The organism is Enterobacter cloacae (genome assembly GCF_013375935.1).
GTDB classification, from domain to species: domain Bacteria; phylum Pseudomonadota; class Gammaproteobacteria; order Enterobacterales; family Enterobacteriaceae; genus Enterobacter; species Enterobacter pasteurii.
On sequence record NZ_CP056117.1, the window covers coordinates 714865 to 735114 of the forward strand.

The 20250-nt window shown below is 55.5% G+C and carries 19 protein-coding genes; 8 read left to right on the forward strand and 11 right to left on the reverse strand.

What is annotated here, in order from left to right; translation table 11 throughout:
* Window positions 1-36 precede the first annotated feature (36 nt).
* Window positions 37-906 (reverse strand): 4-hydroxybenzoate octaprenyltransferase, encoded by an 870-nt coding sequence (ubiA, locus tag HWQ14_RS03340; protein WP_148422241.1) that lies wholly within the window; start codon window positions 904-906, stop codon window positions 37-39.
* Window positions 907-918: 12 nt separating this feature from the next.
* Window positions 919-1416 carry a chorismate lyase gene (gene ubiC / locus HWQ14_RS03345; RefSeq protein WP_176608961.1) on the reverse strand — a complete coding sequence of 166 codons (498 nt, stop codon included), beginning with the start codon at window positions 1414-1416 and terminating at the stop codon, window positions 919-921.
* 217 nt (window positions 1417-1633) lie between these two features.
* Between ubiC and HWQ14_RS03350 the strand changes: the two genes are divergently transcribed.
* The 4 genes from HWQ14_RS03350 (at window position 1634) to HWQ14_RS03365 (ending at window position 4297) form a co-directional block, all read left to right on the forward strand.
* A complete protein-coding gene (locus HWQ14_RS03350; RefSeq protein ID WP_176608962.1) occupies window positions 1634-1951 on the forward strand; it encodes a hypothetical protein in 318 nt (105 codons plus the stop codon).
* A gap of 65 nt (window positions 1952-2016) precedes the next feature.
* Window positions 2017-2658, forward strand: a complete 642-nt coding sequence (locus HWQ14_RS03355) for an esterase/lipase family protein (protein ID WP_176608963.1) — start codon at window positions 2017-2019, stop codon at window positions 2656-2658.
* A 35-nt stretch (window positions 2659-2693) separates the two neighbouring features.
* The gene (locus HWQ14_RS03360) at window positions 2694-3173 is read left to right on the forward strand and encodes a hypothetical protein (protein ID WP_176608964.1); all 480 of its coding nucleotides are present in this window, start codon (window positions 2694-2696) and stop codon (window positions 3171-3173) included.
* Window positions 3170-4297: a T6SS immunity protein Tli4 family protein gene (locus HWQ14_RS03365; protein WP_176608965.1), complete on the forward strand. Its 1128-nt coding sequence runs from the start codon at window positions 3170-3172 to the stop codon at window positions 4295-4297. Before HWQ14_RS03360 ends, HWQ14_RS03365 begins: the two co-directional genes overlap by 4 nt.
* Window positions 4298-4384: 87 nt before the next feature.
* Here the strand turns inward: HWQ14_RS03365 and malM are convergent, their stop codons facing one another.
* From malM to malK, 3 genes are all read right to left on the reverse strand, one after another.
* Window positions 4385-5323, reverse strand: a complete 939-nt coding sequence (gene malM, locus HWQ14_RS03370; protein WP_148422248.1) for a maltose operon protein MalM — start codon at window positions 5321-5323, stop codon at window positions 4385-4387.
* Between the two features lie 113 nt (window positions 5324-5436).
* The gene (locus HWQ14_RS03375) at window positions 5437-6747 is read right to left on the reverse strand and encodes a maltoporin (RefSeq protein ID WP_026080558.1); all 1311 of its coding nucleotides are present in this window, start codon (window positions 6745-6747) and stop codon (window positions 5437-5439) included.
* A gap of 42 nt (window positions 6748-6789) precedes the next feature.
* Window positions 6790-7899, reverse strand: a complete 1110-nt coding sequence (gene malK / locus HWQ14_RS03380) for a maltose/maltodextrin ABC transporter ATP-binding protein MalK (RefSeq protein ID WP_148422249.1) — start codon at window positions 7897-7899, stop codon at window positions 6790-6792.
* Window positions 7900-8268: 369 nt separating this feature from the next.
* Between malK and malE the strand changes: the two genes are divergently transcribed.
* The 3 genes from malE to malG all read left to right on the forward strand — a co-directional run bounded on the left by malE (window position 8269) and on the right by malG (window position 12034).
* Window positions 8269-9459, forward strand: a complete 1191-nt coding sequence (malE, locus tag HWQ14_RS03385; RefSeq protein ID WP_176608966.1) for a maltose/maltodextrin ABC transporter substrate-binding protein MalE — start codon at window positions 8269-8271, stop codon at window positions 9457-9459.
* Window positions 9460-9584: 125 nt separating this feature from the next.
* Window positions 9585-11129 (forward strand): maltose ABC transporter permease MalF, encoded by a 1545-nt coding sequence (gene malF / locus HWQ14_RS03390; protein WP_176608967.1) that lies wholly within the window; start codon window positions 9585-9587, stop codon window positions 11127-11129.
* A 14-nt stretch (window positions 11130-11143) separates the two neighbouring features.
* Window positions 11144-12034, forward strand: coding sequence for a maltose ABC transporter permease MalG (gene malG / locus HWQ14_RS03395; RefSeq protein ID WP_042716434.1), 891 nt, complete (start codon window positions 11144-11146; stop codon window positions 12032-12034).
* A gap of 96 nt (window positions 12035-12130) precedes the next feature.
* Here the strand turns inward: malG and psiE are convergent, their stop codons facing one another.
* The 6 genes from psiE to pgi form a co-directional block, all read right to left on the reverse strand.
* Window positions 12131-12541 carry a phosphate-starvation-inducible protein PsiE gene (psiE, locus tag HWQ14_RS03400; RefSeq protein WP_063449873.1) on the reverse strand — a complete coding sequence of 137 codons (411 nt, stop codon included), beginning with the start codon at window positions 12539-12541 and terminating at the stop codon, window positions 12131-12133.
* A 159-nt stretch (window positions 12542-12700) separates the two neighbouring features.
* Window positions 12701-14797, reverse strand: coding sequence for a YjbH domain-containing protein (locus HWQ14_RS03405; protein ID WP_176608968.1), 2097 nt, complete (start codon window positions 14795-14797; stop codon window positions 12701-12703).
* On the reverse strand, window positions 14797-15534 hold the full coding sequence (locus tag HWQ14_RS03410; RefSeq protein ID WP_176608969.1) for a capsule biosynthesis GfcC D2 domain-containing protein: 738 nt from the start codon (window positions 15532-15534) through the stop codon (window positions 14797-14799). The genes HWQ14_RS03405 and HWQ14_RS03410 overlap by 1 nt, the downstream gene beginning before the upstream one ends.
* A complete protein-coding gene (locus HWQ14_RS03415) occupies window positions 15531-16169 on the reverse strand; it encodes a YjbF family lipoprotein (protein ID WP_176608970.1) in 639 nt (212 codons plus the stop codon). Before HWQ14_RS03415 ends, HWQ14_RS03410 begins: the two co-directional genes overlap by 4 nt.
* 63 nt (window positions 16170-16232) lie before the next feature.
* Window positions 16233-16475 carry an exopolysaccharide production protein YjbE gene (gene yjbE / locus HWQ14_RS03420; protein ID WP_003860341.1) on the reverse strand — a complete coding sequence of 81 codons (243 nt, stop codon included), beginning with the start codon at window positions 16473-16475 and terminating at the stop codon, window positions 16233-16235.
* A 366-nt stretch (window positions 16476-16841) separates the two neighbouring features.
* Window positions 16842-18491: a glucose-6-phosphate isomerase gene (gene pgi, locus HWQ14_RS03425; protein ID WP_148422261.1), complete on the reverse strand. Its 1650-nt coding sequence runs from the start codon at window positions 18489-18491 to the stop codon at window positions 16842-16844.
* A gap of 374 nt (window positions 18492-18865) precedes the next feature.
* On the opposite strand from pgi, the gene lysC reads away from it, so the two are divergent.
* Window positions 18866-20215, forward strand: a complete 1350-nt coding sequence (gene lysC / locus HWQ14_RS03430; protein ID WP_176608971.1) for a lysine-sensitive aspartokinase 3 — start codon at window positions 18866-18868, stop codon at window positions 20213-20215.
* The last annotated feature ends 35 nt before the right edge of the window (window positions 20216-20250 follow it).

A 20250-nucleotide genomic window follows, 5' to 3' on the forward strand; every position in this document is an offset into this window, starting at 1 on the left:
CTCTGACTGCCGTTTTTTTACCTCGTCACCGGGCTTTCAGGAGAAGTAACTCATCGCCAGCCCCAGGAACAGCACCAGCCCGACGTAGTTATTATTCAGGAACGCCTTAAAGCAGGCTTCACGCTCGCGCTTTGCGATCAGCTTCTGCTGGTACGCAAACAGCAGCCCCGCCACCAGCACGGACCAGTAAAACTCCCAGTTCAGTCCGTTCAGGCGGCCAATCGCCACCATCAGCGCCAGCACCGCCACCTGCAAAATGCCGATGATCAGCCTGTCGTGACGACCAAACAGGATCGCCGTCGACTTAATGCCGATCTTCAGATCGTCATCGCGATCGACCATCGCATATTGCGTATCGTACGCGACGGCCCAGAGAATATTCGCCAGGAACATCAGCCAGCAGCTAAGCGGAACGGACTCGCTGACCGCGGCAAACGCCATCGGAATCGACCAGCCAAATGCCGCACCCAGCACCACCTGCGGCAGATGGGTGTATCGCTTCATAAACGGGTAAACCCAGGCCAGCGCCAGCGCGGCGACGGACAGGAGGATAGTCATGGTGTTGAGCGTTAACACCAGCAGGAAAGAGAGCAGCACCAGCACCACAAACAGGATGCGCGCCTCTTTTCCGGTTACCTGACCGCTCGGCAGAGGACGATTGGCGGTGCGCTTAACGTGTCCATCAAATTTTCGGTCGGCATAATCGTTGACCACGCAGCCCGCGGCGCGCATCAGCCAGACGCCCGCCACGAACACCGCCAGGATCCACAGCGGCGGCACGCCCGGCGTTGCAACCCACAGCGCCCATAAGGTCGGCCACAGCAGCAGCAGCGCGCCGATGGGTTTATCGGTACGCATTAAGCGGTGATAGGCCAGCAGCTTATTCTGCGTCAGACTCCACTCCATTTTTTCTCCCTCTTAGTACAACGGCGATGCGGGCAAAAATAGTTCCGTCAGTATTAACGGCTTGCCGCTCAAACGAAGGTGGGAACGGCGCCCCCACAGGTCGGCATCGCGACCAATTTCAATAAAATCACGGGTCAGTTCAGACGAGGTGAACAGATATCGCCCCAGCGGCGTTTTGCCGAGGCGTTGCAGTGCAAGCTCCGGCCCGGAAAGTGTAGACTCAGGAACGACCGTCCGCCCGGCAAGCCACGGCTCGCCATCCGCACAGAGTAAAATTTCACGCAGCCAGTATCGTTCTTCCTGCGGCAACAGCGGCAACTCGCTGGCAATCGCCTCAGCCGAGACAAACCCTTCCTGAATCATCGTCACCGTGACCGTTTTGCCCTGCTGCTCAAAACGTTTTGTCATGGAATCTTCCAGCAGCAGCCAGTCCAGCTGTTCTGGGTCAAGCGCAGGAATTTGTTCGAAATAGCGTAGCGCACGCAGCTGCGTTAGCGCGGGGTGTGACATGCCAGACTCTCCGATACATAACGTAAAAGCATTGTATCGCAGATTGGCAAAATGAGGACGGACAAACAAAATTTAACGATCACTATCGCAACAGGGGCGCAACAAGGCGGGAGAAATGTTCGTGGCAGCAACAGCAGAACTTGATTTTGGTTAAGTATCGCGCGGATAAATTGTGAGCTAATGCAGCTCTTGGGAAGGAATATCAGGAACTTAATACATGGATGACAATAAAAATAGCCCCCCTAATCGCTCTTATCATCGCCCTATCTGGGATGACGATGGCACGTTTCATTATAAGCTTGTTCCTCAGCCAAAGGACAAAAACCACACGTCGGTTTGCCTTGTGCCGCCTACAAAAGTGATCCCGGTGATTTTTATTCCTGGGGTGATGGGGTCAAACTTAAAGAGTGGGGATAAGAAAGTCTGGCAGTTCAGCTTGTCATCGCTTAAAAAATGGCCACTTGCCGGCCCCAAAAAAGAAAGCAACTGCTTGATCCGACGACCACCGTCGTCGATGACTCTGGGGAAATTTTAAACGACGGTGCGGATGGGAAAAAATTCCCGTCCCGTCGCGCCCGAGGATGGGGAAGTGCATTTTACATGAGCTACGGTGAGGCGCTTGACCGGCTGCAATATCTGCTCAGCGACGACGATATCCTGATGGATAATTACTTTCGGGAGACACAGTTGCAAACGGCACGGCAGCGTTTTATCGGTGTCAAAATCGGTGACGAGCCTCAGGAGCAGGTGCTGAGCGAAGAAGAAGTGGCTCACGGACACAAGTTCTTATTCCCGCTGCACGTTTTTGGTTACAACTGGCTGCAATCTAATGCGGACTCTGCGGCGTTGCTGGGCGAATATATCCGTAAGGTGTTGAGTGCGTACCACGGACGCCTGGCAGTCAACAAGGTCATCCTGGTCACCCATTCGATGGGCGGACTGGTCGCCCGCCATTACTCGGAAAATATGGGCGGACAAGACTTAATCCTGGGCATCGTACACGGCGTCATGCCGGATCTCGGCTCACCGGCAGCTTATCGCCGCATGAAGATCGGTGAGCGTGGCATTACTGGAATGATTATCGGAGACAGTGCAGAAAAGCTGATGCCGGTGCTAGCACAGTCTCCCGGTCCGTTACAGCTTCTGCCGGGTATGGCTTATGGTCCGGGATGGCTGAAAATCAACAGTAAAGAGACTCAACTCTCCCTCCGGTGGCCAATCCGTATGAGGAAATTTATCTAAACAAAACAGCGTGGTGGCGTCTATGTGAGCAGGATTTGCTGCTGGATGATACTGACCGGGAATGGAGCGATTTTCAAGATAGAATAAAACAGGACGTATACAAATTTATTGAGAAGTTAAACGGCAAATACCACCCCCAGACCAGGCTGTTTTACGGAGCCAGCAAAAGCAACCCGTCAGATGGATTCCTGACATGGAAAGAGCGGATCCCCCAAAGCGTCAAGGAAGCGCAGAGGTACAGGATGAATGCAGGTCACCCTTTTGAACTGTCCCCGTTAAGGTCCCATCAACTAATTTCATCCGCAAGCCCCGGCGATGGGACCGTGCCGATCACCTCCGTCCGCACCTCCTCTTCACGTATTCAGGGCGTCCTGGCGACAGATGTCGATCATGAAGGAGCTTATGCTGTCGATCCTGTCGATCGCTCCCGCTCGGTATACAGCGATCTCTCCGACGCACTGGTGTTCACGGTTCGCTCGGTGGTGAAAATTGTGCAGCAGGTTCCCGCTCCATGAAAAAAGATACCTCCCCCGTGATTGTCACGCTGACGCTCCTGCTGCTGGCGGCAGGATATTACACCCATAACTATGTGACATTCGTGCATGCGCCCCCGGCGTTAACGGACAAGGAAAAACGTATGGTTAATACTCTTTTTGCCACCACCAAATCCCAGTGCGTGGGGCGCTATGTGTTTGAGGTTCCGGCCTCGTTCGAAAATACCCTGACTGACCGGGCACAGATTAATGAGATCCGCATCAGCAGCAAGCGGCTCTACCGCCCGGCATTTGAGCAGCGTATCCGGTTGCGGGAACAGAAACTGAAAAACAGCGCTACCGTGGACCCTGTAGATCAGCCATTTCTCAAGCAGATATACAAGCTGAGTGATAATGCGGTGATTTTTGACCGCAACAGAAATGAGAGTGTGGCGGGGTTTGGGCGCGTTCTGGAAGGTCACCTCTACGTTGACGGAGTGGCATTCATCCTGACTTCTGAAATCAGAGACGTATCGGATCCCAAATACAGGAAAGACAGGATTGATTATTTAAACGGGGGGATGAAAGAGCATCAACTCAATACTAAACCCCAGAAACTGACAGAATTACAGGACCTCATGTCCCGGCTGAGCGGACGGCATAATGAGGATATTCCTTCCGTACCCGGCACCTGTATTCCGCAAGGGTTTATCCGCGACGGAAACGGCAAGCCTAAGGAAGATATTACCTTTGTTTACCCTTATAGTTCGGTGTTTTCTTTTTCAGTCTGGAGCAATAACGCCCTTAAGGAAAGTACAACCATGCTGGAGCGCAGCGGGGAAATTCAGCCTTACATCAATAGCATAGACGGAAGTACGCTGCGAAAAGGAGAAGCACGCATTGCCGGCTTTAATGCCAGTGAATGGCTAATCACCGCCCCGCCAGATAACTCATCCGATAATCCGTCAAAACAACTAATGTTTACCGCCGTAGCCAATGAAACCAACGCTGATTTTGCACACCCCAGCCTTGATCTGACATTAAGCAATGAAATCTTACCTGAAGGAAGTGATGTCTCATCCCCACCGGCCTACAGCGACGCTGAAATGGTGGAAATCTGGGATCGCATCATTCGTTCTTTCCGCGTCAGGGAAAATGCGTTCTGAACAGATTGCCCCTGAGTAGTGGCCAAAAAAAGTGCGCCCGTTAAGGCGCACTAAACTACTAACAAAATCAGCACTGTGGGGAGACGGTTACCCCTTGCCTTTTACACTGCTGATAAAGGTGGAACGGGCAGTGGTTGAACCTAAACGTTCGGCTTCATCAAGCAGCTTCAGCGCTTTATCGACGTCGCCGCGCTTCACCGCCTGCTTAATGGCGTTGTTGAAGTATTCTTCGGTGTCGTTCAGTACCGGCTCAGCTTTCTTGGCCGGGGCTGGCGCTGCGGCTGGTGCAGCGGCAGGGGCGGCATAAGCAGGCGCGGCGGTATTACCTACCGTTACCGGGCCAGGACCCGACGAGCCGAACAGCGGGCCTACGAGCACGCTGGAGGCGCTGTTGGTGGACACTTTCAGTTTGATCAGGCCGTCGGTAGTATGGCGAGCATGCGGGTCCGGGATGTCCGGGACAGCGTTACCGGTGCCTTTCGCGTAGGCTTTTGCCGGATCGACAAGCTTCGTTGTCTGTTGCAGATCTTTCTCTGTGGTGAACACCAGAACATAAATCTTCTGCTGACCCAGGGCCGGCGTCAGGCGCATAACGCCTTCCAGACGGTCTGCACTCATCACGCCAGGCTCCTGATAGCTAAAATAGGAGCTTGGGAAGAATGCGGATGGCGTCATGTTCTGATCGAGGATCAGCACGTTAGGCGCGAAGACGCTGGTCTGTTTATTGACTTCACTGGTCAACGTCAGGGTCAGCTCGCCGATATTCGCGGGCACGCTGAACGCCGCGACAGGACCGCTGATACCCGGAACGTTCAGCGACTGACCGCCAGCGGCAAGCTGGGTGGTTTGCGTTTTCGACTGGTCAACTGGCGTCCACACCAGCTGCTGAAGTGCCGCCGCCGGAATAGCTGGCGCAGCACTGGTATTTTGAGGAACGAAATTCACATCTGCAAAGGTGACCGCAGGCGCGCAGGCCAGCAGCCCCGCAGAGAGGCACAGCGCGACGAGACTTTTCTTCATTTTCATTGTTATTACCTCTGATAGCGTGAGCGCTGCGGTGGCCAGGCAATAGCGCGCAGCGCCTAAGGAGAGAGGGGCTTACGCCCCTCTTTTCAGGTCATTACGTCAGGTTTGACGAATTACCACCAGATTTCCATCTGGGCGCCGAAGGTCCACTCATCGTTGTCGCCACGGCTGAAGGTTTTCGCGGACGTGTCGCTATACGCTACGCCAGAGGTGTAACCTGCACCTGAGTCGTTGTTCGCGTAGCCCCATTTCTCATCCCACTTCGCGTAGGTTGCGAAGACGCGGATAGCCGGACGAGACCAGATGCTGTCGCCTGCCTGCCACTGCTGGGCCAGGGTGATTTTGTACTGGCTGTTTTTGTCGTCAGTTTTCTGAGACTTAACGTTGTCGTAGCCCACTTCAAGCAGGGTGCTCATGATCGGCGTCCATTTGAACATTGGACGAACGCCCACGGTCCACCACTCGGTACCGTTGTTGTTATCACGATCGATGTTCTGGTACATACCGACGTACATCAGGTCCCAACGATCTGCCAGGGTGATTGCACCGTGGTCCAGCACGCGCCACATGGAGCCGTCGTTATCGATGCTGCCACCCTGCGGAATGCCTTTACCGTTAGAGGTCATGGAGTCCGTACCGTACTGGAGCACGAACTTGTTGAAGCCCTTCATCATGCTCTGGGTGTGTTCAGCGGTGAACAGCCAGCCATCTTTAGAGGCGCCAGGTTGCAGGTAGTAGTCGTCAGGAATGTTGGTGTGACCGTAGTCAACGCCCAGCTCCAGCGTACCGCCCGGGTTAGTTTCCAGACCGGCTAAGCGAACGTCGAAGACGTCGTTTGGCACCACGTTGTCATAAATACGGTCACCGTTCGCGTCACGATCGGCGAAGGTTGCAGAGCCGCCGGATTCAGAAGAACGGGTCGCGGCCAGAGACAGTTTACCGAAGCCCAGATCGATGTTTTCGATACCCGCACCAGGACCAGAGATATCCCAGTAGTAGAAGTCGATCATGTGGACGTCATGACGCTGATAGAAGCGCTTACCGGCCCAGATGGTGGAGCCCGGCAGCCATTCAATCAGGTTTTTACCCTGCACGTTAGCTTCACGGAAGGCCGGGCTGGTGGATTCCCAGTCGTTCTGCTGAGAAACGGAGTAGGCTACGTTGGTGTCGAAGTAGAAGCTCTTGTCGCCCTCTTTCCACACTTCCTGGCCCAGCTTCAGCTCGGCGTAGGTTTCACATTCGTTACCGAGACGGTACTTACTTTGTGCCCCGGTTGCCTGGAAACACTGTTGTTCACCGCCACTACCGGTCCAGCCGATGCCGGAACGAGCATAACCTTTAAAGTCTACGGCGCCCGCCTGGGCAGACAGGATGCCTGCCGCAATGGCGACAGCCAGAGGGACCTTGCGCAGAGTAATCATTATTCTATCTCCTGAGATCATTGCTTTTCTTTGTAATTGGAATGCTTAAACGCCTGGCTCTTTGTGCAGCCGACGACACGCTGTGCCATCCTCACGGAACAGATGGCAACGCTCTGGCGGCAAACCGATAGCGAATGTGGCACCCTCTTCTACCAACACCACGTCATTCTGGCGGTAGACCAGGTTCTGACGGATGGCGGGGATCTGGATATGAATCTGTGTTTCGTGACCAAGCTGTTCGACCACCTGAACTTCACCTTCCAGCGTCACATCGGCGATATGGCTCGGCAGTAAATGCTCAGGACGGATACCGAGGGACATATTGGCCCCCACCTGTACGTTGGCGCTGTCGACCGGCAGCCAGACTTGCTGGCGGTTAGGCAGTTCCACCTGTACCTGTTCAATCGCCGTCGCGGTCACTTTAACGGGCAGGAAGTTCATTTTTGGCGAGCCAATGAAGCCCGCAACAAAGCGGTCTGCCGGATAGTGATAGAGCTCAAGCGGTTTGCCCACCTGCGCCACGCGGCCGGCATCAAGCACCACGATCTTATCGGCCAGCGTCATCGCTTCGACCTGATCGTGGGTGACGTAAATCATCGTGCGGCCAAGACGCTTGTGCAGACGGGAGATTTCGATACGCATCTGGACGCGCAGGGCGGCATCCAGGTTAGAGAGAGGTTCATCGAGCAGGAATACGCGCGGCTCGGCCACCAGCGTGCGGCCAATCGCCACGCGCTGACGCTGACCACCGGAGAGCGCTTTCGGCTTACGCTCCAGCAGGTGTGCCAGCTGGAGCACTTCCGCCACCTGAGTGACGCGCTGGTTAATGGTCTCTTTTTTCGCCCCGGCCAGCTTCAGGCCAAAGGACATATTCTCGGCAACGGAAAGATGCGGATACAGCGCGTAGGACTGGAACACCATGCCCACGCCGCGTTCAGCGGGCGGGACGTCGTTCATTCGGGTATCACCAATAAACAGATCGCCGCTGGTGATGGTTTCAAGACCGGCAATCATACGCAGCAGAGTCGATTTACCACAGCCTGATGGACCAACAAACACCACGAACTCGCCGTCGTGGATGTCCAGATTGATGTCTTTTGACACCACTACGTCGCCCCAGGCTTTCGTTACATTACGCAGCTGTACGCTCGCCATGCCCTTCTCCCTTCGTTACAACCTGTCACCGACAGAAACATTCAAGATAAGTTCACTATGCGTGTTTCATTACTTTCGTGAATCCTCCACCCCCGGCTTTTTTATGGGGGAGGAGGCGGGAGGATGAGAGAGCAGGCTCTGCGACCGCAGCTGAGGGGCTGAGGCAAAAATCGTGAAGCGGCCTGCAAATTTCGGTGGGTTTTTATGTGCGCCAGCACTCATAACTTAAATTTATGTTACAGCGATCACACAAACGGGGGGTGGGGCGTAGGGCCTGGGAGGATGGAAAGAGGATGTCAAATAAGGAGACTGAGTCACGTTGAACCACCTTATGTATCCACGAGCACATCACCAAAAAGGATGGCAGATATGAAGATCAAGACTGGCGCACGCGTTTTCGCATTGTCCGCCCTCGCAGCAATGATGATTTCCGCACCGGCTCTCGCCAAAATTGAAGAAGGTAAGCTGGTTATCTGGATTAACGGCGACAAGGGCTATAACGGCCTGGCCGAAGTGGGCAAAAAATTCGAGAAAGACACCGGTATCAAAGTTACCGTAGAACACCCGGACAAGCTGGAAGAGAAGTTCCCGCAGGTTGCCGCGACGGGCGATGGCCCGGACATCATCTTCTGGGCGCACGACCGTTTTGGCGGCTACGCGCAGTCTGGCCTGCTGGCGGAAGTCACGCCAGACAAAGCCTTCCAGGACAAGCTGTTCCCGTTCACCTGGGACGCCGTTCGCTATAACGGCAAGCTGATTGCTTACCCAATCGCGGTTGAAGCCCTGTCGCTGATTTACAACAAAGACCTGGTGCCAAACCCGCCGAAAACCTGGGAAGAGATCCCTGCTCTGGATAAAGAGCTGAAGGCGAAAGGTAAATCCGCCCTGATGTTCAACCTGCAGGAGCCGTACTTCACCTGGCCGCTGATTGCTGCCGACGGCGGCTACGCCTTCAAGTTTGAAAACGGCAAATATGACGTGAAGGACGTGGGCGTGGACAACGCGGGCGCGAAAGCGGGCCTGACCTTCCTGGTTGACCTCATCAAGAACAAACACATGAACGCCGATACCGACTACTCCATCGCGGAAGCGGCGTTCAACAAAGGCGAAACCGCGATGACCATCAACGGTCCGTGGGCCTGGACCAACATCGACAAGAGCAAAATCAACTACGGCGTTACCCTGCTGCCAACCTTCAACGGCAAGCCGTCTAAACCGTTTGTTGGCGTGCTGAGCGCGGGCATCAACGCCGCCAGCCCGAACAAAGAGCTGGCGAAAGAGTTCCTGGAAAACTACCTGCTGACCGATGAAGGTCTGGGTAACGTGAACAAGGACAAACCGCTGGGCGCCGTTGCGCTGAAATCCTTCCAGGATCAGCTGGCGAAAGATCCGCGCATTGCGGCCACCATGGATAACGCCCAGAAAGGCGAAATCATGCCGAACATCCCACAGATGGCAGCGTTCTGGTACGCCACCCGTACCGCGGTCATCAACGCCGCCAGCGGTCGTCAGACTGTCGATGCCGCGCTGAAGGATGCTCAGGGCCGTATCACTAAGTAACGCCGTAGTCTCCTCTCCCTCTGGGAGAGGGTTAGGGTGAGGGTTGTCGCTATCCGCACGCCCTCACCCCGGCCCTCTCCCCCAGGAGAGGGAGAAAAGATCAAATGTTGTAGAGGAAGAACCCCATGGATGTCATTAAAAAGAAACACTGGTGGCAAAACGACGCGCTGAAGTGGTCAGTGATTGGTCTGCTGTGTCTGCTGGTGGGTTACCTTGTTGTTTTAATGTACGTGCAAGGGGAATACCTTTTCGCCATCATGACGCTGATTTTAAGCTCGGTTGGCCTGTATATTTTCGCCAACCGCAAGGCGTATGCCTGGCGCTATGTCTACCCTGGCGTTGCCGGAATGGGGCTTTTTGTCCTCTTTCCGCTGATCTGCACTATTGCGATTGCCTTTACCAACTACAGCAGCACCAACCAGCTTGCGCAAGAGCGCGCCACTCAGGTGCTTCTGGACCGTTCCTATCAGGCCGGTAAGACCTTCAACTTCGGTTTGTATCCTGAGGGCGACGAATGGAAGTTAGCGCTTACTGACGGCGAGAGCGGCAAACATTATATTTCCGACGCGTTCAGGTTTGGCGGCGAGCAGAAGCTGGCCTTAAAAGAGGCGGCGGCCCTGCCGGAAGGTGAACGTGCCAACCTGCGTATCATTACCCAGAATCGTCAGGCGCTGACCCAGCTCACCGCCGTGCTGCCCGATGACAGCAAAGTGACCATGAGCTCGCTGCGCCAGTTCTCCGGCACGCAGCCGCTTTACACCCTGGCGGATGACGGCACGCTGACGAACAACCAGAGCGGTGTGAAGTACCGCCCGAACAATGATATTGGTTTTTATCAGTCCGTGAACGCAGACGGCGGCTGGGGTGATGACAAACTCAGCCCGGGCTATACCGTCACCATCGGCTGGGATAACTTTACCCGCGTATTTACCGACGAAGGCATTCAGAAACCGTTCTTCGCCATCTTCGTCTGGACGGTGGTATTCTCCGTACTGACCGTGATCCTGACCGTAGCCGTGGGCATGGTGCTGGCCTGTCTCGTTCAGTGGGAGTCACTGAAAGGTAAAGCGATTTACCGCGTGCTGTTGATTCTGCCCTACGCCGTACCGTCGTTTATCTCGATTCTGATTTTCAAAGGGCTGTTTAACCAGAGCTTCGGTGAAATCAACATGATGCTGAGCGCGCTGTTCGGCATCAAACCGGCCTGGTTCAGCGACCCAACCACCGCCCGCTCGATGATTATCATCGTGAATACCTGGCTGGGTTATCCGTACATGATGATCCTGTGCATGGGGCTGCTGAAGGCCATCCCGGATGACCTGTATGAAGCCTCGGCGATGGACGGCGCAGGCCCGTTCCAGAACTTCTTCAAAATTACGCTGCCGCTGCTCATTAAGCCGCTGACGCCGCTGATGATCGCCAGCTTCGCCTTTAACTTTAACAACTTCGTGCTGATTCAGCTGTTGACCAACGGTGGCCCGGACCGTCTCGGCACGACCACGCCGGCAGGCTATACCGACCTGCTCGTGAGCTACACCTACCGTATCGCCTTCGAAGGCGGCGGCGGCCAGGACTTCGGTCTGGCGGCAGCGATTGCCACCCTGATCTTCCTGCTGGTTGGCGCGCTGGCGATTGTGAACCTGAAAGCCACACGTATGAAATTTGACTAAGGAGGACACTGAATATGTCTATGGTACAACCCAAATCTCAGAAGCTGCGCCTCCTCGCGACGCACTTAGGCCTGCTGATTTTCATCGCGGCAATCATGTTCCCGCTGCTGATGGTTATCGCCATCTCCCTGCGTTCGGGCAACTTCGCAACCGGAAGCCTGATCCCGGACGAAATCTCCTGGGAGCACTGGAAGCTCGCGCTGGGCTTCAGCGTTGAGCACGCCGACGGCCGCGTTACTCCACCGCCGTTCCCGGTGCTGCTGTGGCTGTGGAACTCGGTAAAGGTGGCAACCATCACCGCAATCGGCATCGTAACGCTCTCCACCACCTGCGCTTACGCTTTCGCCCGTATGCGTTTCCCTGGCAAAGCGACGCTGCTGAAAGGGATGCTGATTTTCCAGATGTTCCCGGCGGTGCTCTCACTGGTGGCGCTGTATGCCCTGTTTGACCGTCTCGGCCAGTACGTGCCGTTTATCGGCCTGAACACCCACGGCGGCGTGATCTTCGCCTATCTTGGCGGTATCGCCCTGCACGTGTGGACCATCAAAGGCTATTTCGAAACCATCGACGGTTCGCTGGAAGAAGCCGCCGCGCTGGATGGCGCGACCCCGTGGCAGGCATTCCGTCTGGTACTGCTGCCGCTGTCGGTCCCGATTCTGGCGGTGGTGTTTATCCTGTCGTTTATCGCCGCCATCACCGAAGTGCCGGTCGCCTCGCTGCTGCTGCGTGATGTGAACAGCTACACCCTGGCCGTGGGCATGCAGCAATACCTCAACCCGCAAAACTACCTGTGGGGCGACTTTGCCGCTGCGGCCGTACTTTCCGCTATCCCGATTACCGTGGTGTTCCTGCTGGCGCAGCGCTGGCTGGTTAACGGCCTGACGGCGGGCGGTGTGAAAGGTTAAGTTTTATCTGTTATGCCACTGCAACCCTCAACTTTAGACGTATTGTATTAACCCAACTTGTGACTGTTGTTAGGCGCTCTCCGGAGCGCCATTTTTTTATTCGCGCTTAAGCCGCTTCGAGTTGCACAGCCAGAGGGTGATCACCAGCAGCAGGATCGCCGCCGAGTAGATCAGCACGTCGAGCGGGGATTTGTGATCGACGATGATCAGCCGCACAATCGCGGTGATGCCAATGTAGATGAAATAGCGCAGCGGGAAGTGAAAGCCGGACTGGAAATACTTCACAATCAGGGCAATAAATTCGAAGTAGAGAAAATAGACCACCAGGCCTTCCACCAGCGCGTATTTGCTGGTTTGTTCGGGAGCAAACAGCACATCCGCCAGATGCACCGTCTCTTTGCCGAGAAAGACGACCAGGATCAGGCCAAGGCTTAGCAGACCGAGGTTGAGCACGGTCTGGAGGATGGTTGAGATGAACTCAACGCGCGGACGAGTCAGGGATGTCATACAGCACCTCATTCTCCGGGGCGAGGTTCCTGTATAACGCAAAAATGTGACGGGGATCTATATTTTTTGTTTATGTTTGACGCAGTGGAGAGGGGACTGTTCGGTGCGGTTTTCACCCTCGCCCCTCTGGGGAGAGGGACGGGGTGAGGGGAACAAGCGTCAGCGGAAGTTAATGTTCTTATCGCTGGTCATGTTATACAGCTGGAACTTACGTCCAAGCTGCTGACCACCGTCACGCGTCAGCGGGGTCCAGCCCACCGCCGCGCGGCTGCGGGTTGGGCCTGACGAGAAGAGATCCAGCGGAATCGACACATAAACCCCTTTGGTGAAGTCCCCTTCACCGTACTCGTCCGGCGAAACGTTGGTGATGGTGGCATAACCGCCCACCACTACGCCGCTGTCGAAGTGTTTAGAGATATCCAGCGTGCCGCCCTTATCGCCGGCAAGATACTGCCCGACGCTGGCTTTCACCAGCACGTCCTGCGCGAATGACGGCGTCCAGTAGGCGGTCAGGTGGCCGGTTTTGACGCTGTAGTCGGTGAACTTCATCATGTCCTGCGCGCTGCGCCAGTCACGCTGTTTCACGTAGTTGGCATCAATCCCAAACGCCCAGTTGCTGTCGACGGGACGGTAAAGCACCTCAGCTCCCGCACCGCCAAACATGGTTTCCAGATAGCCACCGTAAACCTGGCCGTAGAAGCCGTTGCCGAAGTACTGGAAGTAGTTGGCCTGCAGGTTGTTCACGTAAGCGTTGTTCTGTACGTATTCACGCACCTGGGTACGCACGCGCGGCAGTTTTGAATCGTTCGGCGGGTTGGTGTAGTTAAATTTATCGTAGTTGTTCGCAATATTGCCGAACAGGCTGCCCGTCGTCAGCAGGTGATCGGTGACCCACAGATCCGCCGTTGCCATGACGCCCAGCTGATACATGTAGAAGTTTTCCGGCCCGCCGACGGACTGGTTCAGCACCGGATCGATATGGAAATCGAAGCGGGATTTATCGATATACCAGCCCTGCTCGGTGGTTTCTGGCACTACCGGCTCAACGCGTTTTTGCACCAGCTCGGTTTCATGCCCCAGCGGTTCGCCTTCCAGATGGCGCTTAAGGCTGGCAACATCGGTTTCGGTGGTCACCTGCGGCAGGTTAAGACGGTTCTCCGTAATGCGGATTGTGCGGATCCCCTCCGGCAGATCGTTCATGACGATCCGGTTGGCGCGCTCGATCCCTTCGCGGGAGTCACGGTATTTCACCTGCTCGCCGGTGACGTACAGCGTATCGCCTTTGGTCTGGATCTTCGGATCCGCCAGCCCCGCGTTATACTTCAGCAGCGTCAGCTGGTTCGCCACCACGGAGTGCTGAATGATCGCATCCTGCGGCTCCGGCTGGTATTTCGGCCGCGGATTGTCGTTATAGCGCGGGCGCATGTCGTTAAAGTTGGTGCGCAGCGTAAAGCCAAACATCAGGGTATTGCCGCGCTCGTAGCTGAGGTTAACGTCGGCCCAGTCGGTCACGCGATAAATGGCCCCGACGTTAAACTTGCTCTTCTGCTCAATTTTGCCGGCGAAATCTTCGCTGTAGTTATTGCCTTCGTATTCCAGCTTCAGGCGCAGGGGCTGCCATGGGGTTTGATACTCGACGCCGCCAAACAGCGAGGCCGGGCCGTGGAACATCTGGTCGCCGTTGATGGAACCCGCTTTTTTGTAGCTGTTATCGCGGTAGCAGTATTTGTCGCTGTAGGTACAGAACGGGTTGGTTACGTTGCCGCTGGTACCGAGGTAGCCCCAGCCAAGACCCAGCGAGAAATCAAACGGTCCCCAGGCTTTGCTGGCAACGATGTATTCCGCATCAAACAGGCCGGTCCCGCCAATGTCCTTCGCCCCAACGGAGACCTGCGGCATCCAGTAGCTCTCTTCCCACAGGCGCAGCTTCACGTCGAAGGCTTTGTCTTTATAGGTCTGATCGCCGGAGAAGGCGTCGACGCTGCTGTACTGTTTTGTACGCACGTCGGTGTAGCGCAGCGTGGTCTCCAGCCAGGGGAACAGCTGCACGGACGCAGAGTAATAGCGGTACTGATCGTTATCGCGATAGTTAAGGCTAATTTCCCCCTCGCGCGCCATACGCGCGGTTGGGGTTTGCAGTAAGCCCACGCCGCCAAAGTCGGACTGAGACGTGCCAATCGGTGCCGGATACGTTTCTGCATGACAGGCGGCACTCACGCACAGTGCAAGCATGCTGTAGAGATAGGTTTTTTTCATTATTCCGGTATCCGCTGTATCAGGGAGCGAAGGATGTCGGCATTAAGCCCGTCATACGCTTTCGTCCAGAAATGGTCGGCAAATCCGACAAAAATGATGCTGCCCGGCATGGGTTCGATATGGCGTTTATTCCAGTAAGCAACCGGCGCTTTTTGCGTGCGCCCGTCAGGGTAAACGACCCAGGCGTAGCTGTTATCGGCACCGCTCAGCAGGCTTTGCTCGTCAAGGTAGCTCGCAACATCGCGGCCCGGCGTAAACGGCTTATCGCCAGGGCTGCTGATAAGCCCCATCACGGTGACGGTGGACGGCTGAGCCGGAAGCCACAGGGTATATTCCCCTTCCAGCGACGGGTTGCCGTTTTCCGCCACCCGCACTTCGTCAGGATCGAGGTTCACCTTCTGGCGTCCCGTCACCTTCAGCGCCTGGAGCTGCTGGCGCAGGCTGTTGATGGCGCCCGCATCGTCGGCATCTTCCTGTTGCGTCAGCCCGTTCAGTCGGGCGAGCAGCGCCTGATGCCTTTGTTCCGCGCGAATCGTCGCCTGACGCTCGCTTATTACCGCCCCGGTCCACCAGCTTTTCGCCAGCCTCGGCTGTCCAACCAAATCAAGCAGGTGTCCGGCATTGGTTAAGGTTTTAGGTTTTTCGCTGTCGGGGGTATAGACCTGTACCGTTCCGGCAGACCATGCCAGCGGTGAGGCAAGAGAGGCGATCAGCGCCGCGTGAAGAAGTGCTTTCATGATTTCGCCGCCTTGATCAGGGTGGTTTTCACCGGGAAGAAACCGGCACCAAGATACTGTAAGGACTGGCGAATCTGGCCCTCGTCGTCCACCCAGAAGCGGTTATGCCAGGTGGCCCGATCGGTTGTCACCTCTTCATCAAGCACGCGAACCTGCGTTTCGTCGCTGCCGACCTTCACGGTGTCCGTACCGTCCCAGCGGAAGGTCGAGCGAGCCGTGGCATAGCGCACCTGCTTGTGCTCGGTCCAGCCCATCGTGCGCGTCCAGCCTGCGCCGTCGACGATCTGATTGGGCCTGGCGAGCGGATCCGCAGCCAGGTTGTTCACCTCAAGCAGGTTGTCGCCGCCGAGCAGGGTTTTCACGATGCGGGCGTGCTGCGTCACGATGGTGGCCTGATCCTGCGTCACCCATTTCTGCTGCCCGTTTTCGTCGAAAGCGAGCACCACAAACAGTTGCGGACCATCGTTTAGCTGCATGTACTGGCTGGCATACGGCATGTTCTGAAGTTCGTCATCGGTCAGATGCACGCCCGGTGTGCCGAACATGCTGTCCCACAGTGAGTTGCCCAGCCCTTTGGTGGTGGCTGAGCACGCCTGCAACAGCAGGCAAATCAGAATGATTGCAGGTCGCTTCACGACTCTTCTCCGAAGGGGCGAAATAACCACACCGAAGTGTGGTTATGATTAAAACACCCGGAATTACTGGGTGCTGGTCGTCGTAGTGGTCGTGGTTCCGGTATTGGAGCCATCACCGCCACCGGTTGCCGCCAGCGCGACACCCACGGCTGAACTTACGGCGCTGGTGCTGGCTGCGGTAGAACTCCCCGCAGACGCAGACGTCGCTGCCGACCCTGCTGCTTCCCCGACCTGGACCGGAGCTGCATAGACAGACGTCGCCGCAAGTGCAGATATGGCAAAAATGCCATACAGTACTTTCTTCATAACAATTTCCCTTCAATGAATGAATGGAGATTTGCCCGAAAAGAAATTCAGGCGGATTCGAGTATACACAACTAAAGCAGCGGGTTTACCGTGGGGGGAAATAGGGATGAAGTTTTCGGACTAATGGTTAAAATCGAAAGAGGATAAAAATAAATAAAATATATAAACCATAAAAATCAGCTAGTTATAATATATCCACAATATATGCCTGCTCCGTATTTTCTTAAAATAAACCGCAGTAATTAACGGGTTGCCCGTCTTTTTCGGATTAAACTCAGATTCAGAATTTGAGTTAACTAACAGACATCAGGAATTATCCGATAAAAAAATGCCGGCATATCGCCGGCATGCTTCATGACATATTTATTACGCGCGCCATGCTTTATAACGGTTAATCAAACCATTGGTGGAGCTGTCGTGGCTGTCGATCGCTTTATCGTCACCCAGCTCTGGCAGAATACGGTTTGCCAGCTGTTTGCCCAGCTCTACGCCCCACTGGTCAAAGGTGAAGATGTTCAGGATGGCGCCCTGAGTAAAGATCTTGTGCTCATACAGCGCAATCAGCGCGCCCAGGCTGAACGGGGTGATTTCGCGCAGCAGGATGGAGTTGGTTGGGCGGTTGCCTTCGAACACTTTGAACGGCACAACGTGTTCCAGCGTTGCCGGATCTTTACCCTGGTCACGATACTCCTGCTCAACCACCTCGCGGGATTTACCAAACGCCAGCGCTTCGGTCTGCGCGAAGAAGTTAGACAGCAGCTTCGGATGGTGGTCGGACAGCGGGTTGTGCGTGATAGCCGGGGCGATGAAATCGCACGGTACCATTTTGGTGCCCTGGTGGATCAGCTGGTAAAACGCGTGCTGGCCGTTGGTGCCCGGCTCACCCCAGATAATTGGGCCTGTCTGGTAGTCCACGGCGTTGCCGTTACGGTCAACGTATTTACCGTTGGACTCCATGTTGCCCTGCTGGAAGTAAGCCGCAAAGCGGTGCATGTACTGGTCGTACGGCAGAATTGCTTCGGTTTCAGCGCCGAAGAAGTTGTTGTACCAGATACCGATCAGCGCCAGCAGCACCGGCAGGTTTTTCTCTGGTGCGGTGGTGGAGAAGTGTTTATCCATCGCGTGCGCGCCGGAGAGCAGTTCAACGAAGTTGTCGAAGCCCACGGACAGGATGATGGACAGGCCAATCGCAGACCACAGGGAGTAGCGGCCGCCAACCCAGTCCCAGAACTCGAACATATTCGCGGTATCAATACCGAACTCGCCTACCGCTTTACCGTTGGTAGACAGGGCCGCGAAGTGTTTCGCTACGTGCTTTTCGTCACCCGCGGTTTTCAGGAACCAGTCGCGCGCGCTGTGGGCGTTGGTCATGGTTTCCTGGGTGGTGAAGGTTTTAGACGCTACCAGGAACAGCGTGGTTTCCGGGTTCACGTTCTTCAGCACTTCGGCGATGTGGGTACCATCGACGTTAGACACGAAATGCATGTTGAGGTGGTTTTTGTATGGACGCAGCGCTTCGGTCACCATGAACGGGCCGAGGTCAGAGCCGCCGATACCAATGTTCACCACGTCGGTAATCGCTTTGCCGGTGTAGCCTTTCCAGCTACCGGAGATAATCGCTTCTGAGAAGGTTTTCATCTTTTCCAGCACCGCGTTCACTTCAGGCATCACATCTTTGCCATCAACGATGATTGGCGTATTGCTACGGTTACGCAGCGCCACGTGCAGCACGGCACGGTCTTCGGTGCGGTTGATCTTCTCACCGGAGAACATGGATTTGATGGCGTCTGCCAGCTCGGTCTCTTTCGCCAGATCCTGCAGCTTTGCCAGCGTCTCTTCGGTGATACGGTTTTTGGAGAAATCCACCAGCATCAGGTCATCGAACGTTGCGGAGAACTTGCTGAAACGATCGGCATCCTGCGCGAACAGATCCGCGATGGTGACGTCTTTCATTTCATCAAAATGTTTCTGTAGTGCCTGCCATGCAGCGGTCTGCGTTGGGTTGATGTTTTTCATAGCAATACTCTTCTGATTTGAGAATTGTGACTGCGGTCGATTGTAGCGCCTGCAAATAAAAATTGTGATGGTTTTTATGCCATTGCCCTGGCCTGCATCAAACGCAGGTGAAAAGACCCGAAAAGTATAGCTGCTGACGCCCTCTCCCGGAGGGGCGAAATGTCGGTCAAAATGGGGTAAAAAGGAGCATAAAATATGGGCCTGTTATTAGTCCTGTTTCTGAGGGGTACCCCCCCATGAAAAATCCGCATAATCCCAGCATTGACAGGACCTCCCCCGCATTTTATTTATAGGGCCGTATTTTGCGCCTGCACCTGTTCTCGCTCCACTCTTGTGCCAAGGTCGCTCTATTCATTCCCTGACACGAGGTTGTTATGACGAGTTTTGTGGTCGCCAAGTTTGGCGGCACCAGTGTGGCAGACTACGCTGCCATGAACCGCAGCGCCGATGTGGTGCTGGCCGATCCGAATACCCGCCTGGTGGTGCTCTCTGCATCCGCCGGCGTGACGAACCTGCTGGTTTCGCTGTCTGAAGGACTGGAAGCGACCGAACGTTTCGTGAAGCTGGATGCACTGCGCAAAATTCAGTTCGATATTCTTGAGCGTCTGCAAAATCCGAACGTCATACGTGAGGAAGTGGAACGCCTGCTGGAAAATATCACCACCCTGGCAGAGGCCGCGTCGCTGGCAACCTCCACCGCCCTGACCGACGAGCTGGTCAGCCACGGCGAACTGATGTCCACCCTGCTGTTCGTTGAGATCATGCGCGAACGTAATATTCAGGCGCAGTGGTTTGACGTGAGAAAAGTGATGCGCACCAGCGATCGCTTTGGTCGCGCCGAGCCGGACGTGGAAGCGCTGGCCGAGCTGACCAACCAGCAGCTTGCCCCGCGCCTGGAAGAAGGCATTGTGATCACCCAGGGCTTTATCGGTAGCGAAGCCAAAGGGCGTACAACGACGCTGGGCCGTGGCGGCAGCGACTATACCGCCGCCCTGCTGGGCGAGGCCCTGCACGCCACCCGCGTGGATATCTGGACGGACGTGCCGGGCATCTACACGACCGACCCGCGCGTGGTGTCTGCGGCAAAACGTATTGATGTGATTGCGTTTGAAGAAGTGGCTGAAATGGCCACCTTCGGCGCGAAAGTGCTGCACCCGGCAACGCTGCTGCCAGCCGTGCGCAGTGACATTCCGGTCTTCGTTGGCTCCAGTAAAGATCCAAAGGCGGGCGGTACGCTGGTCTGCAAGAAGACGGAGAACCCGCCGCTGTTCCGCGCGCTGGCCCTGCGCCGTAAGCAGACGCTGGTCACGCTGCACAGCCATAATATGCTGCACTCACGCGGCTTCCTGGCAGAAGTGTTTGGTATTCTGGCGCGCCATAATATCTCCGTGGATTTGATCACCACCTCGGAAGTCAGCATTGCGCTGACGCTCGACACTACCGGCTCCACCTCAACCGGTGACACCCTGCTGACGCAGTCACTGCTGATCGAGCTATCCGAACTGTGCCGCGTGGAAGTAGAAGAAGATCTGGCGCTGGTTGCCATTATTGGCAACAAGCTCTCACGCGCCTGCGGCGTGGGCAAAGAGGTCTTTGGCGTACTCGACCCGTTCAGTATTCGCATGATTTGCTACGGCGCGTCCAGCTATAACCTCTGCTTCCTGGTGCCCGCCGATCAGGCCGAGCAGGTCGTGCAGAAACTTCATCAGAATTTGTTTGAATAAAATTCATTAGCACGATAAACAATACCAATAAGCCG